Origin of the sequence: Acinetobacter bereziniae (genome assembly GCF_016576965.1) — a bacterium.
GTDB classification, from domain to species: domain Bacteria; phylum Pseudomonadota; class Gammaproteobacteria; order Pseudomonadales; family Moraxellaceae; genus Acinetobacter; species Acinetobacter bereziniae.
Map to the genome: position 1 here is coordinate 1156184 of NZ_CP066119.1, position 14571 is coordinate 1170754.

Sequence of the window (14571 nt, forward strand, 5' to 3'; positions counted from 1 at the left end):
CGTCTTGAATTGTCGCGGTGAAGTCATATCAAAGATGATATTTCTTAACACACCTTATTTGCGTTGACCGTCATAAAGGCTTTCATCTGCACGAGCAGGTTCTTTTGAAACTTCACGATTTGGACGATCAAGCAAGCCAAAGCTAACTTTATTCAATAAGCTCGACTGCTGTTCTGAGTTTGAAGATGTTTCAGTATTTGTATCTTTTGATACTTCTGCTTTTTCACCACGACCTAAAATACCAAGGGTCGCACGGTTCCACCAACTGCCTTCTTTGCGTGCAGCACGAATATTCACTTCACCATTTGATTTAACAAGGTTTGGATAGTTCAGCTTAAGCACGTCTTTGTATTGTTGTGCAGTATCTTTGTCGCCCAGTTTGTCATAGCCATAAGCCATGGTTGCTAAAGCTTCAGGAATTTGTGGGGTTTGTGGATAATGTTCAATGACCCATTGCGAGCGTTCAATTGCAGCCAAATAAGCCTTACGTTTAAGATTGAAACGGGCAGTATTCATCTCACTTTCAGCCAATTCTTGACCGATATACTTCATACGTTGTGCAGCATCAACCGAATATTGGCTTGATGGATAACGACGAATCAAATCTACAAAGTTTTGATAAGCGATTTTTAAATAACCTACGTCACGATGTGCTTGTTTCAACGAAGTATAACGAAGCAAACTGTCATAATTTTGCTCCATGTTTGCCACACCACGGACATAATAAGCGTAGTCTAAATTTGGGTGCTGAGGATTTAAGCGAATGAAACGATCTGCCAGCGCGATTGTACCTTCATAATCTTTTTGCTTGAACTTGGTATAAAGCAGTTCAAGTTGAGCTTGCTGTGCATATTGTCCCGTTGGGAAGTATGTATCCATAGCTTCCAACGCTTTTGCAGCATCACCGTATTGCCCACGGTCTAGTGATTTTATCGCATTATTGTAATAAGTCTGCTCATTTGATTTTGGACCTGTATCGACAACCTCTTTCTTGGGATTGCTGCTACAACCTACAAATACTGTTGCTAAGCCTACAGTTAAAGCAAGCATTGTGACTTTATAACGTGGTAGCGACATAAAAATTCCTCTGTTGATACGGGCAATAGGCTACAATTGCGCTATTAAACCACTTTTGTCCGAATGAGCAAATGACTTCAGCACACTCTTCTAATTCTAATTTCTCAGAAAATGATTTCAATTTACTTGAAGATTCTGAGGATGCAGATAATCATAATTCTGCGCCAACTGCAACACGTTTATCGTTGCAATTTCAACTGGATGAAAGCTATTTAGGGCAACGTATCGACCAAGTTGCTGCACTTGTTTGGAGCGAGTTTTCTCGTGAAAAACTTAAGCAGTGGATGAAAGACGGTCATTTGTTGGTAAATGGTAACACGGTCAAGCCTAAGTATAAATGTGAAGGCAATGAACAGTTAAGTCTCAATGTTGAACTCGAAACTCAAACAACTGCGCAGCCTGAGAATATTGCTTTAAATATCGTTTATGAAGATGACGATATTATGGTGATCAATAAACCTGTGGGTATGGTTGTACATCCTGGCGCGGGTAATCCGAATGGTACATTGGTCAATGCTTTACTCTACCATTATCCTAAATCTTCGGAATTATCCCGCGCAGGTTTAGTACATCGTATCGATAAAGATACCAGTGGCTTATTGGTTGTTGCTAAAAACTTAGAAGCACAATTTTCGTTAAGTAAACAATTGGCTAAAAAATCAGTCTATCGTGTTTATGACTTAGTTTGTTATGGTCATATCATAGCTGGTGGAACCATTGATGAACCGATCAAACGACATCCTGTTGATCGTGTCAAAATGGCGATTTTACCTGGCGGTCGTGATGCTGTGACGCATTATAATGTTAAGGAACGTTTTCAGCATTTTACTCGTGTACAGGCGCAATTAGAGACGGGACGTACACATCAGATTCGTATTCACTTTACTTATATTGGTTATCCATTGGTTGGTGATCCTGTTTATGTGAGTCGCGTTAAAGTACCTGCTGGGGCTTCGGAAAAGTTAAGTAGCACTTTGCGTAACTTTAAACGTCAAGCTCTACATGCATCTAAATTAGGACTTATTCATCCACGTACTCAAGAGGAAATGATATTTGAAGCGCCTTGGCCTGAAGATTTTACCAACTTGGTTGAAGTTTTGCGTTCTGAAAATAAAGCGTATTAATTTATTTAAAATAATTGATGGTTAGTGGAGAGTTACATGCAATTTGTTCAGGGATTACCTCTAGGCGTATATGTTGGTCAAACACATATACAACATCCAATGGCTTTACCATCTGTACAGCAAGAGTTTGGAGGTTTCAATTTAGCGTTGCATGTGAATGATGATCCACGGCGTGTACAGCAACATCGGATGATTTTATTGGATGAGTTCGCTGTACATGGTGTCAACAAGATTACATGGATGACACAAACACATAGTACGATTTGTCACACCATCAATGAAGAAATTACATTTAATGCCTTAGTGGGGGATGGGTTGGTAACGCAAACACAAGGTCATGCCTTGATGATGATGACTGCGGATTGTTTACCTGTGGTTTTGGGAAATGCAGATGGTACTGAAGTTGCTAATTTACATGCAGGTTGGAGAGGTTTAGCAGGTGGAATTATTGAAAATACCATTTCAGAAATGACATCTCAACCAGCATGGGCATGGCTAGGGGCTGCAATTAGTCAATCTTGTTTTGAAATTGGTCAGGAAGTAAAAACTGCTTTTTGTACTCAATATGCTGAATTGGAAACAGCTTTTAATGAGGGTGAACAAGACGGTAAATACTATGCAGACTTGTATGCGATTGCACGTTATATCCTTAAACAGCAGGGTGTTAAAATTGTCACGGGTGGTGATCAGTGTACTTATCGTCAGTCTGAGGACTTTTACTCCTACCGCCGTCGCCCTAAAACAGGTCGTATGGCAACTTTTGTATTTATGCAGAACTAAAACTATATTTTGAGATATTGCTCGAAATTTTATAGATTGAGTAAAAGTACTTTTAACACTTCACAAGAATTGTTTAAAAATGAATTGATGTTAAACTTGACTAAATTTGTTTGTTTTCAATTGATATGTCTTTATCTGCTAAATCTATCGCGATTGTTTATCATAGCCCTTTTGGTCATACTGCTAAAGTCGCGAGCTATATTGCGCAGGGCATCGAGAAGGTTGGAGTGACTGTCCATAAAATGGATATTGAGCATATAGATTGGGATATTTTGGACCAAGCCGATGCAATTGTATTTGGTTCACCTACTTATATGGGCAGTGTAACAGGTCCATTTAAAATGTTTATGGACTCAACCTCTAAGCGTTGGAAAAATCGTGATTGGCAAGGGAAGCTCGCTGCCGCATTTACTAACTCAGGTGGTTTAAGCGGAGACAAATTATCCGTATTACAGCAGATTAATATCTTTGCGATGCAACATGGCATGCTTTGGTCTGGTTTGCCTTTAATGCCAACAGGAATCAAGCCCACAGATTTAAACCGTATGGCGGGTTATTTGGGTTTAATGACGCAATCAGACAATGCACCTGTTGACTTAACACCGCCATCTGGTGATTTACAAACAGCCTTGTGGTTTGGTGAGTATCTTGCACTATTATTAAATAAATTTAGGTAATCTAACTAGAAAATTAGGTAAAACGTCTAATATTTATTTTTTGTTTAAATTAATGCGATCATTGTCGCAAAATGCTAAGTGATTTGTCGTAGTAAGCTAATATTTTTATGCTTCATTGCACTATGTTTGATTAGAAAAATAAAAACATGTGTGGATGATATGGATATCAATGCTCAAAAAACAATTCAAAGGACAAGAATAGTTTTAATCTCAAGTGCAATAGTTTTATCAATGAATTGTTTTGCCGAAAATGAAAAAATCACATCTTTAATTCAGTTAAATGACTCAGAGTTGTCTGAAGTGAAAGGGCAAGCTTTGATGAGTCTTTCATATTTAGCACCAACTGATGCAACCAACCCAATGAGGAATATTACTTCAAATAATATAGGATTTTATAAATTAGGTTTAGAAGCAGAGTTGGAACTTAATGCAAATATCAGAAACCTTCAGCTTGGTTGTGGTGGAGTCAATGGTGCTGGTGCCTGTGATATAGACATTAAAAATTTATCATTGAGTGGATTGCCTAATACTTATGATAGCAATGGGAATCCAGTTTATTTAACTGGGCGCCCCTCGACAAGTGGAAAGATAACTAACCCTTTTTTAGAGTTTGCAATTAGTAATCCTAATAGCTCATCTATAAGAGAAGTGAAAGGAATACGATTTAGTGCAGAAAAAATTAATGCTTTGTTAACAGCGGGATTAGATAATTTATCTACAGCTTCACAAACTGATGGAATTCAAAGATTAAGTGGATTTATGCAAATCGCTAAAACAAGTGGAACTGCAAGCACAAAACCTATTATTTTCGGGAAAAATGCTAGTGATCAAACTTTGACTGGGGTTGCAAATATTAGTGGGCTAGTAAATGTAAATTTTACGAGTAATCCTTTTAACAATGGAACTACGGGGATAACAATTCCGAGTGTTAGTACTTCTTTTGATATTAATCCTTTTACAATTAATGGAGTGAGAAATACCATAGCAAATGTTAAAGATATTCGTACAACTATCGCTACTATTCCTATTGCATCTGATGGAACTTCAAGATACCCAGAATCGATGTTTATAAATGATGCCTTAAAAGTTAATTTGAGTTGTGAAAGTGCTGGAATTTTATCATTATGTCCAATTGTCAAGGCGCTAGTACCTGTAGCAACTTTTAAAATGGCGAATGGTTCAAATATTCAGAATATAAACATGTCTATCGATTTCATGCAATCTTTAAGTATGATTCATAATATTCCGTTAACTGGTACAGGCGGTTATTTGTCTGTACAAAGTGAGGCTTTATTGTGGCCAGGTGCAACTATTGCAGACATAGATAAAGCTAAAAACAATTTGCAACAAATGGGAAGAAATACCGATGTTGCGCAAAAAGGATGGTGGATGTCTTTCGCAGATCCAGTACAACTAGGTAAACTCAATGTGAGTAATCAAGTTGATATTGGGGCAGTTTTACCTCAAGTCGCGACTTTAGTTTCACAATATTTAAATAAAAGAGAAAATTATCCCTATTTAAATATTGGACAAGCTTGGCAGGCTTTAACCAATCAACCAATAACACAGAAATTAAATGTAGACCTGAGAAGTTATACAGAAAATAATCCTGCTAAATTGGTTCTGACTAATCAAAAACTAACAAATCAAAATGTTGTAGCAAACTGTTATGGCTCATTGAAATTCTGTTAAATTCCTTTTAACGACAAAATGCTATTTAAGAGACTTTGTTGCAAACTTAACCTCTTTTGATCTCCCAATAAAATTATTCATCATTCCACAACTAGGAAAGTTTTCATTTCAGGAATACAAACTCTGTAATGATTTTTTATAAAATACTTGATAGGTTGATAAAAAATTATCCAAAATAAAATATGTATTTCATTGTTATTTAAATAAATTAACAAAATAAACTTATATAAAAAATATTAAAAACCATTATCTTATTTAGGTGAAAAAGACTATTGTTAAATTAGACAAAATATTTGTCCTGATCGGCTATTTTGTTATTGATCATTTTCCTATATTTTTGACCAATAATAAAAATCTGAGCAGGTGATATGGAAGTTGTTGTAGGAAAGTTAATTAAAATCAGTAAGATGATTTTAATTTGTGGTGGATTTTTTATTTCGATTGATAGTTTTGCTAATTTGCCTCAATCGAAGGGTTTGGTCGAGTTAAATGATACTGAGCTTTCAAAAGTTCAAGGTCAAGCATTGATGAGTCTTGGTTATATTGCTCCAAATGATGCTGCCAATAAAATGCAAGGGCAGGGGGTTGGCTTTTATAAGCTTGGGATGGAAGCTGAACTTGAGCTGAATGCCAACATAAAAAAATTACAACTAGGATGTGGCGGTATCAATGGTGCAGGTGGCTGTGATATTGATATTGATAACCTCAGCTTATCTGGTTTAGCAGATACCCGTGAGGGAAGAGCTGGTTCAAGTGCCAAATTAACCAATCCTTTTTTAGAGTTCGCAATAAAGAACCCTGATGCAGCGTCAACAAGAGAAGTCGTGGGTTTACGTTTAAGTGCTGAAAAGGTTTTAGGGATGTTAACCGCAGGAACTGAAAATTCAGAAACTCCGAATGGTATTAATTCACTTAGTGGTTTTTTAAAGACAAAAGCGACGACAGGTTTAGGTTATACAAATAGTCGAGGTATGAGTTATACCGATACTCAAATGCCAATCACTGGAAATGTAGATGTTTGTGTACTATTTTTTTGTGGGCGATTGCCCTTATCTTCAACAGATTATAATTTAACTTTGCAAAGTACTACAGCACCCATTCAAGTTGATTCAGCAACAATTAATGGGATGCGACAAAGTAGTGTGAACTTAACAGGCAAAGCTTATATTGACCGTTTAAACTTTGGTGGGCGATTAAAAGCGGGTGTAAAAGTTCCTTTATTGGGCACATTAAATTTAGAGAAACAGGTTAATGGTGATATTACAGGGTTAACAGCAAATCTATCGATCAGTGAAAGTTTGGGCTATATCCATAAAATTCCTTTAAATAATCCATTTTCTTTATCATTGCAAAGTCAAAATGTATGGTGGCCAAATGCTGAGGTGACCGCTCAAAGAGGTTGGTGGATGGCATTTGAGGATGCTGTTGATATTGGGAATGTGACTCCATCTAAAGGGATCGATATTACCAATGATGTACTTAAGCAAGTCGTTGGTCCATTAAGTAATGCATTAGCGACGACAGCTGTACCATCCTGCCAAGCTTTAGATTGTTTATTGGGCAGCTCATTAGAAATTGGTAATATTAATTTACCGAATACATCAGTCAATTTCCCATTGCAAGATTTACAGCTTAAAAACCAAGATTTTGCACCTAACTGCTATGGTTCATTAAAGTTCTGTTAAGTATTCTTTCTAAAAGAAAAACCTCCATTCGGAGGTTATTCTTATTTGTGCATAATTCGAGCTTTGTCTCGTTGCCAATCACGGTCTTTTTCCGTAGCACGTTTGTCATGCAACTGTTTACCTTTTACTAAAGCAATCTCTAGTTTTGCTAAGTGACCTTTCCAGTAACATGCCAATGGTACACACGTATAGCCCTTTTGATTGACTGCGCCCATTAACTTTTCTAATTCACGACGGGAAAGCAGTAGCTTGCGCGTACGTGTTGCTTCAGGTACCACATGTGTTGATGCAGATAACAAAGGTTGAATCTGAGCGCCGAACAGAAACGCTTCATTATTTTTAAAGGTAATATAGCTTTCTGTAATGGTCATACGTCCAGCACGTAATGACTTTACTTCCCAGCCTTGCAACGAAAGCCCAGCTTCAAATTTTTCTTCAATAAAATAATCGTGACGCGCACGTTTATTTTGTGCAATCGTCCCGCCATTATTTTTTTTTACGACAATATTTTTCGACATAATACAAATAATTCCAAGAATAGCCTTATTCTGCCTTAAACTTGGCTTGAGGTGAAGTCATTTCACAATTAAAGCAAAGGCTAAATGTGCAGAGGTTATTCGCTAAGATTTAAGTTTTTGTTAAACTATAGCCCTACATAACAAACTTGAGTACAAATGGATGTCTAAAACTCGTGTCATCTATCCAGGAACTTTTGATCCAATTACCAATGGCCATGTGGATTTGGTTGCCCGCGCTTCACGGATGTTTGATGAAGTCGTCGTTGCAATTGCGATTGGACATCATAAAAATCCAGTATTCAGTTTAGAAGAGCGTGTAGAGTTAGCGAAAATATCACTCAAACATCTACCTAATGTTGAGTTTGTTGGCTTTGATGGCTTATTGGTAAATTTTGCCCGTGAGCAAAATGCGACTGCTGTTTTACGTGGATTAAGAGCTGTGTCAGATTTTGAATATGAATTTCAGCTTGCCAATATGAACCGTCAATTGGATCATGATTTTGAAACAGTATTTTTAACACCTTCAGAGCAATTTTCATTTATTTCTTCAACGATGGTTCGGGAAATTGCGCGATTAAAAGGTGATGTCGCTAAATTTGTGCCACAATGTGTGGTCGAAGCTTTTCACCGTAAACATCAACAAGGTTGGTAATGTGTCTTTAATAATCACTGATGAATGCATCAATTGTGATGTATGTGAACCGGTATGCCCAAATGAAGCCATTTTTATGGGGGAGGAGATTTATGAAATCCATCCAAACCTCTGTACAGAATGTGTGGGGCATTTTGATGAGCCGCAGTGTGCACTTTTCTGTCCAGTAGATTGTATTCCTCTTGATCCAAATCATGTAGAAAGCCAAGAAGACTTGATGGAGAAGTATAAAAGTTTAATTGCTCAAAAAAGCGCAAGCAATTCCCAGTAAAATTTGTTAGCATACGCCCCGAAGTGAGCCAGACGATCGCTGCTGTGGAGATCTCCGTGATTGAAGCAGGGGAGGAAAGTCCGGGCTTCATCGGGCAAGGTGCCAGGTAACGCCTGGGCGGTGTAAACCGACGGAAAGTGCAGCAGAGAGTAGACCGCCTTCAATAACGTTTCTTTTCGGAGAAATGGAAGGTAAGGGTGAAAGGGTGCGGTAAGAGCGCACCGCATGACTGGTAACAGTTCATGGCATGGTAAACCCCACCGGAAGCAAGACCAAATAGGGATCCTATAGGCATGGCCCATGCTGGATCCGGGTAGGTCGCTTGAGCGTATGAGTGATTGTGCGCCTAGAGGAATGATCGTTCTAGACAGAACCCGGCTTATCGGCTCACTTCAATGAATTTTATTGCAATTATTACTTGACGTAACGTGAGTTACAGCAGATAATGCGCGCACAGTTTTAGGCTATGTAGCTCAGTTGGTTAGAGCACCGCACTCATAATGCGGGGGTCACAGGTTCAAGTCCCGTCATAGCCACCATTTTTATAGACCACGTTTCCAAAAACGTGGTCTTTTTTTATCTTTCAATCATGCATATTAAAACCATTTAAATGCTCTTTTAAAAACCAAGCTTCACGGATGTATTCTCACCGATATGGGTGAGCTGAGTCGTTGTGGCAGTCTTTTTATAATCATAAATGGTTGCTTTTGATAATTTTGCTAGACCGAATTGATAGGAAAAATTAAATTGCACTTGATTGATTTTATATTGGGCTAAAATATTGCTGTCTTGTTGAAGCCTTTGAATTAATGTTTCAGCAGTATCAACCTGATCAAGATAAGCAGGTTGACTAATATTTAAAATGAGAACTTGATTTGTTGATTCAGTTTCGCCAATAAAAGTATAACGATTTTCGATCTGAATATTTTGAATATCATCAGAGATTGAAGTCAAATCATGAGTTGTTGAATTTTGATTTTGAACATAATGCCAGACATTGATTGAAAAAATGATCATTGTGATCAAAGTGAGAATGTAATAATGCACTTTCCATATTGCCTGATGAGGCATATTGGATTGTGTATTTCTGAGAATTTGTGTACGTGTCAGTACATCATGAAGGGATTGTTGGCTGTTTCCATTAAAAACTGCCAAGTAGAAACATGCAAAAACAATACTTTGAAAAAAGGCGATGATTAAAATAAGTGAAAGGGGCGGATGTGCAAAGGATTGTAAATAACCGATAAAGCAAAATGGAATAATGAAAATGCTTGATCGAATTAAAGCGTGGGTTGGTGAAATTGAAGCACCGGTAAAGTCTTTTACACGAATTTTACAGAGTATTTTTCCAATCGTTTTACCATCTCCAATCGAACTGTTAAAAGCAGAGAAATAAAACAAACATAGCAAAGTGCCAAGACATTGAAAAATAAATGGAGAGTTTTCAAAATAGGGATATAGCACTTTCCCCATTACCAAACATGCAACACCGACAATCAAACAGTCGATGATAAATGCAAAAAATCGAGGAAATATTGGAGCAATCGTTTTTACTGGATTTTGAATTTCAGTCATAGTTTTTAATTAAATTGAATTTATGAATGTATTAAGTAAATATCAATATCATCAAATATTTAAGTGAGATATTAAAAATGATGTATTTGATATTTTGAAATAGATGTTAATTTTAAATTTAATGATTTAAAGAGATTAAATTTTTGGCATAAAAAAACCAGCAGTTGCTGGGTTCTTTAATTGCACCATTTTAATATCAATTTAAAATGGTGCCCGAGGCCAGACTCGAACTGGCACGCTTTGTGGGCGGGGGATTTTAAATCCCCTGTGTCTACCGATTTCACCACTCGGGCATGTGCGCAATAATAAAGGACAGTTTTTCTCTTGGCAAGCGTATTTAGCACGATTTGCTTTCTTTTCAATCAACTCGGATGTTTATGGCTGAAAATAAAGCGTTTTAAGCCAATATATTGATTTTATTGTCATGAATTTTTCATTAACTTGAGATTAAAGTGAAATATTTCCTGATTAAAGTGATGAGATAAAAAAACTTAGAGGAAATCGATTTCAATGCCAAGCTCAATTTCACGCCGTGAACTTATTCAAAAGTCATTAGCCAGTTTTGGGGCACTATCTATACCAGTTTCTTTGACAGCTTGTGGTAGCGACAATAATGATTCAACAACGTCAGCCACTAAAGTTGAATTTTTACATGGGGTGGCGAGTGGTGATCCGCTTAAGGACCGTGTGATTTTATGGACACGTGTAACTCCCCAAGATACTACTTTACGTATTGAAGTTGTTTGGGAAATTGCGACAGACGAAAAATTTGTACAAATCATCAACACAGGGAAAGTACAAACAACACAAGCACAAGATTTTACGGTTAAAGTTGATGCTGATAAGTTGAAGTCTGGGCAAACTTATTATTATCGTTTTAAATTCGGTTCAGTGATTTCACCCGTCGGTCGTACCAAAACATTACCAGAAACGACCAATGCTGTTCAATTTGCAGTATGTTCGTGTTCGAATTATCCAGCGGGATATTTCTATGTTTATCGAGAAATGGCAAAACAAGATGTCGATGCGATTATCCATCTTGGTGATTATATTTATGAATATGGCAAAGATGGCTATGCAACTGAAGATGCGGCTAAATTAGGACGTACGCTTCCTGCGGACAATGATAAAGAAATTATCAAATTGGACGACTATCGCAAACGTTATGCGCTTTATCATAAGGATACTGATTTACAAGCTGCACATGCACGTCATCCGTTTATTGTGATTTGGGATGATCATGAGTTAGCCAATGATGCATGGAAAGCGGGTGCTGAAAACCATCAACCCAATGAAGGGAGCTTTTCTGATCGCAAGTTAGCGGCATTACAGGCGTATTTTGAATGGATGCCAATTCGACCTGTGAATCAAACAGATCATTTGAATATTTATCGACAATTTGACTTTGGTTCATTGGTGCAATTGACGATGTTGGATACACGTATCTTGGCTCGTGATAAGCAATTGGATTATGCGGATTATATGACGGCTTCTGGGTTGGATATTGCCAAGTTTCAGTCAGATTTGATCAGTACTTCTCGTACGTTGATGGGGTATACACAACGAGACTGGTTACAGAAAAAACTGGCACAATCTACAGCGACATGGAATGTATTAGGTCAGCAAGTCTTGATGGCAAAAATGCTAATTCCAGCTGAATTACTGCTTTCATTGGCTGCAATTACCAGTGGTAATGTTACTCCAGAGACATTGGTAAAAATGAATCAACAGATTACTGAATTAGTGACCTTAAAACTTCGTTTAAAAGCGGGTGATCCATCTTTAACAGCTACAGAAAAAGCACGTGTGACGACGGTAGCTCCATATAATCTCGATGCGTGGGATGGATACTATGCTGAGCGTGAAATTTTATATGGAACACTAAAAGCACTGAATAAGAAAGTCGTTGTTTTGGCAGGGGATACACATAATGCTTGGTCTGCGGACTTGCATACACAAACAGGTGATTTTGTGGGTGTTGAATTGGCAACTAGCTCTGTGTCTTCGCCTGGAATGGAAAAGTACCTCAGTATTCCTTTAGCGCAGTTACAGCAATTTGAAATGGCGTTTACCACACTGATTGATGAATTGAATTATACTAACTTAAATCAACGTGGTTATTTGAAAGTGAGTTTTACCGCGCAACAGGTTCAAGCGGATTGGATTTTTGTGAGTACCATTAAGGAAAATACATATACTGTGGATGCTACTCGTGGGCATCAAGTGGTGTTAAATAACAATTTGATTGATGTGAAAAGCATTCAAAAAAGCGCATAAATTTTCAAGTATAAAAAAACCGAGTTCATCATATTGACTCGGTTTTTTATGAAAATAAATTACATCATGCTGTCCATATAGGCATCTAAATCTTCATATTTATATGTTTTACACATTTCATTTTCATACTTTAATAACTGTAAATGCAATTCTAAGTATTGGGTAAGTTGCTGCTGTTGAAGCTTATATTGCTCCGAATTTTTATTATAAAATCTCATTTTAAATCTGGCTTTTTTGGCTTGCTTATACGCCCAAAAGCAAGTTCTGCGAATTTGTTGTAATTGATAAAATTCAGTATCTTTGGTGCTGTCTCGAAATAGATTTTCTTTATAGAACTTCACAAAACCAAAGCTCATCGCAAAGAAAAATAGCAAACCTTGTAAAAGTGTACTTTCAATAAAATATAGGTTCAGTGCTTGTAGAATAATCAATGCGGCAAGTTTAAATGGCGTATTGTTAAGTTGCTGATAAAGATGGGTAGAGCTGTGTTTGATTTGGTTGATAATAATGGGAACAATCAACATAAAAAATAACATAACCGCCAAGGCTGCGATGGCATTGGCTTGAAAAGCATCAAATTGAACAAAATGAATTGAAATATAATGACCTAAGCTGAAGTAAATACTGCAAAAAATCATGATTGATAAAATCCAAGGAATAAACTCCTTGGCTTCATCTAAAAGCCCTTTGGTTTTAATTTGGCTATAAAATAAAAAATTGTATTTAAATGCTTTTGGATATTGTTGTTGTAACTGATTTAAATAGAAGGAAACTTGCTTGTTTTGAATCATATAGGCTTCACTTATTTAAACTGCAATTTAGAGATTAACATAAAAAGCTAATATAAAATTTTAGACATAAAAAAACCAGCTTATCGCTGGGTTTTTTATTACACCATTTTAATGTTGATTAAAATGGTGCCCGAGGCCAGACTCGAACTGGCACGCTTTGTGGGCGGGGGATTTTAAATCCCCTGTGTCTACCGATTTCACCACTCGGGCTTTACAAGATTGGAGGCGGAGGTCGGAATCGAACCGGCGTACACGGAGTTGCAGTCCGCTGCATGACCACTCTGCCACCCCGCCATGTCTTGGTGATGCACATATTAGCAACCTTTGAAAAAAAAACAATACTATATTTCATGCATATGCACATAAAATCAGCATACGAAAGAAAATTGTCTAAATAATCATGTATTATTTGCAAAATTGATTCATATCTACTTTGGAGATGTGCCGTGGCATTGGTATTGGATGGTCGCGCATTAGCGAAACAAATTGAAGCAGACTTGTTGACTCGTGTTGAAGCTTTAAAGGCAAAAACAGGTCGTACCCCAATTTTAGCGACTATTTTAGTGGGTGATGATGGCGCATCTGCGACTTATGTTCGTATGAAAGGAAATGCATGTCGTCGTGTAGGTATGGATTCTTTGAAAGTTGAATTAGGCAAAGAAACCACGACTGAACAATTATTGGCTGAAATCGAAAAATTAAATGCCAATCCTGATGTACATGGTATTTTGTTGCAGCATCCTGTACCTGAACAGATTGACGAACGTGCTTGTTTTGATGCGATCTCTTTAGAAAAAGATGTTGATGGTGTGACGTGTCTTGGTTTTGGTCGTATGGCAATGGGTGAAGCAGCATATGGTTCTGCAACTCCTGCGGGCATCATGACCATTCTTAAAGAAAATAAGATTGAGATTGCCGGTAAGCATGCTGTAGTGGTTGGACGTTCAGCAATTTTAGGCAAGCCGATGGCAATGATGTTACTTCAAGCCAATGCTACAGTGACAATCTGTCATTCACGTACCCAAAACCTTGCTGAATTAATCAAACAAGCGGATATCGTTGTGGGTGCAGTAGGTAAAGCAGAGTTGATTCAAAAAGACTGGATCAAACAAGGTGCTGTTGTGGTAGATGCAGGTTTCCATCCTCGTGAAGGTGGTGGTGTTGGTGATATTCAATTGGTTGGAATTGAAGAAGTTGCTTCAGCATATACCCCAGTTCCAGGTGGTGTAGGACCTATGACGATTACTACATTGATTCGTCAAACTGTAGAAGCAGCAGAAAAAGCGTTAGCTTAATCAAATATTGATAGCAATGCCTTCACCATTGTTTGTAGATAGTGAAGGCTTCTCGAAAATTTCATTTTTGTTTTGGTAAAAGTTGCTTTAATAATAGACTTTGTGACAATCATGTATTCAATATGATGCGATCTGCAATAACAGCAAATTATCGAAG

Annotated in this window: 13 protein-coding genes, 4 tRNA genes and 1 other RNA gene; 11 read left to right on the forward strand and 7 right to left on the reverse strand. The window is 37.3% G+C overall.

Annotated elements, in window-relative coordinates; genetic code table 11:
- Nucleotides 1–54: 54 nt before the first annotated feature.
- Nucleotides 55–1077: an outer membrane protein assembly factor BamD gene (locus I9192_RS05330; protein ID WP_004828285.1), complete on the reverse strand. Its 1023-nt coding sequence runs from the start codon at nt 1075–1077 to the stop codon at nt 55–57.
- Between the two features lie 71 nt (nt 1078–1148).
- Between I9192_RS05330 and rluD the strand changes: the two genes are divergently transcribed.
- From rluD to I9192_RS05355, 5 genes are all read left to right on the forward strand, one after another.
- Nucleotides 1149–2201, forward strand: a complete 1053-nt coding sequence (rluD, locus tag I9192_RS05335) for a 23S rRNA pseudouridine(1911/1915/1917) synthase RluD (RefSeq protein WP_005030728.1) — start codon at nt 1149–1151, stop codon at nt 2199–2201.
- 36 nt (nt 2202–2237) lie between these two features.
- Nucleotides 2238–2981: a peptidoglycan editing factor PgeF gene (gene pgeF / locus I9192_RS05340; protein WP_005030727.1), complete on the forward strand. Its 744-nt coding sequence runs from the start codon at nt 2238–2240 to the stop codon at nt 2979–2981.
- A gap of 125 nt (nt 2982–3106) precedes the next feature.
- On the forward strand, nt 3107–3658 hold the full coding sequence (locus I9192_RS05345) for a flavodoxin family protein (protein ID WP_004828290.1): 552 nt from the start codon (nt 3107–3109) through the stop codon (nt 3656–3658).
- Nucleotides 3659–3817: 159 nt separating this feature from the next.
- The gene (locus tag I9192_RS05350) at nt 3818–5350 is read left to right on the forward strand and encodes a hypothetical protein (RefSeq protein WP_005030726.1); all 1533 of its coding nucleotides are present in this window, start codon (nt 3818–3820) and stop codon (nt 5348–5350) included.
- 368 nt (nt 5351–5718) lie between these two features.
- A complete protein-coding gene (locus I9192_RS05355) occupies nt 5719–7035 on the forward strand; it encodes a hypothetical protein (protein ID WP_005030725.1) in 1317 nt (438 codons plus the stop codon).
- 41 nt (nt 7036–7076) lie between these two features.
- Here the strand turns inward: I9192_RS05355 and smpB are convergent, their stop codons facing one another.
- Nucleotides 7077–7553 carry an SsrA-binding protein SmpB gene (smpB, locus tag I9192_RS05360; protein ID WP_004828309.1) on the reverse strand — a complete coding sequence of 159 codons (477 nt, stop codon included), beginning with the start codon at nt 7551–7553 and terminating at the stop codon, nt 7077–7079.
- 160 nt (nt 7554–7713) lie between these two features.
- On the opposite strand from smpB, the gene coaD reads away from it, so the two are divergent.
- From coaD to I9192_RS05380, 4 genes are all read left to right on the forward strand, one after another.
- A complete protein-coding gene (gene coaD, locus I9192_RS05365) occupies nt 7714–8205 on the forward strand; it encodes a pantetheine-phosphate adenylyltransferase (RefSeq protein ID WP_004828311.1) in 492 nt (163 codons plus the stop codon).
- Nucleotide 8206: 1 nt separating this feature from the next.
- The gene (locus I9192_RS05370; protein WP_004828314.1) at nt 8207–8476 is read left to right on the forward strand and encodes a YfhL family 4Fe-4S dicluster ferredoxin; all 270 of its coding nucleotides are present in this window, start codon (nt 8207–8209) and stop codon (nt 8474–8476) included.
- A 20-nt stretch (nt 8477–8496) separates the two neighbouring features.
- Nucleotides 8497–8874: RNase P RNA component class A (rnpB, locus tag I9192_RS05375), an RNA gene on the forward strand.
- 64 nt (nt 8875–8938) lie between these two features.
- Nucleotides 8939–9015, forward strand: a tRNA-Met gene (locus tag I9192_RS05380).
- A 79-nt stretch (nt 9016–9094) separates the two neighbouring features.
- On the opposite strand, the gene I9192_RS05385 is transcribed toward I9192_RS05380, so the two are convergent.
- Nucleotides 9095–10051, reverse strand: coding sequence for an RDD family protein (locus I9192_RS05385; protein ID WP_005030723.1), 957 nt, complete (start codon nt 10049–10051; stop codon nt 9095–9097).
- 207 nt (nt 10052–10258) lie between these two features.
- A tRNA-Leu gene (locus I9192_RS05390) sits at nt 10259–10344 on the reverse strand.
- Between the two features lie 217 nt (nt 10345–10561).
- Between I9192_RS05390 and I9192_RS05395 the strand changes: the two genes are divergently transcribed.
- On the forward strand, nt 10562–12328 hold the full coding sequence (locus tag I9192_RS05395; protein WP_009585619.1) for an alkaline phosphatase D family protein: 1767 nt from the start codon (nt 10562–10564) through the stop codon (nt 12326–12328).
- Nucleotides 12329–12387: 59 nt separating this feature from the next.
- On the opposite strand, the gene I9192_RS05400 is transcribed toward I9192_RS05395, so the two are convergent.
- The 3 genes from I9192_RS05400 to I9192_RS05410 form a co-directional block, all read right to left on the reverse strand.
- Entirely contained in the window at nt 12388–13119 is a 732-nt protein-coding gene (locus I9192_RS05400) for a hypothetical protein (protein ID WP_200150172.1), read from the reverse strand.
- A 124-nt stretch (nt 13120–13243) separates the two neighbouring features.
- A tRNA-Leu gene (locus I9192_RS05405) sits at nt 13244–13329 on the reverse strand.
- 10 nt (nt 13330–13339) lie between these two features.
- A tRNA-Cys gene (locus tag I9192_RS05410) sits at nt 13340–13413 on the reverse strand.
- Nucleotides 13414–13565: 152 nt separating this feature from the next.
- Between I9192_RS05410 and folD the strand changes: the two genes are divergently transcribed.
- The gene (gene folD, locus I9192_RS05415) at nt 13566–14414 is read left to right on the forward strand and encodes a bifunctional methylenetetrahydrofolate dehydrogenase/methenyltetrahydrofolate cyclohydrolase FolD (protein ID WP_005030715.1); all 849 of its coding nucleotides are present in this window, start codon (nt 13566–13568) and stop codon (nt 14412–14414) included.
- Nucleotides 14415–14571 lie beyond the last annotated feature (157 nt).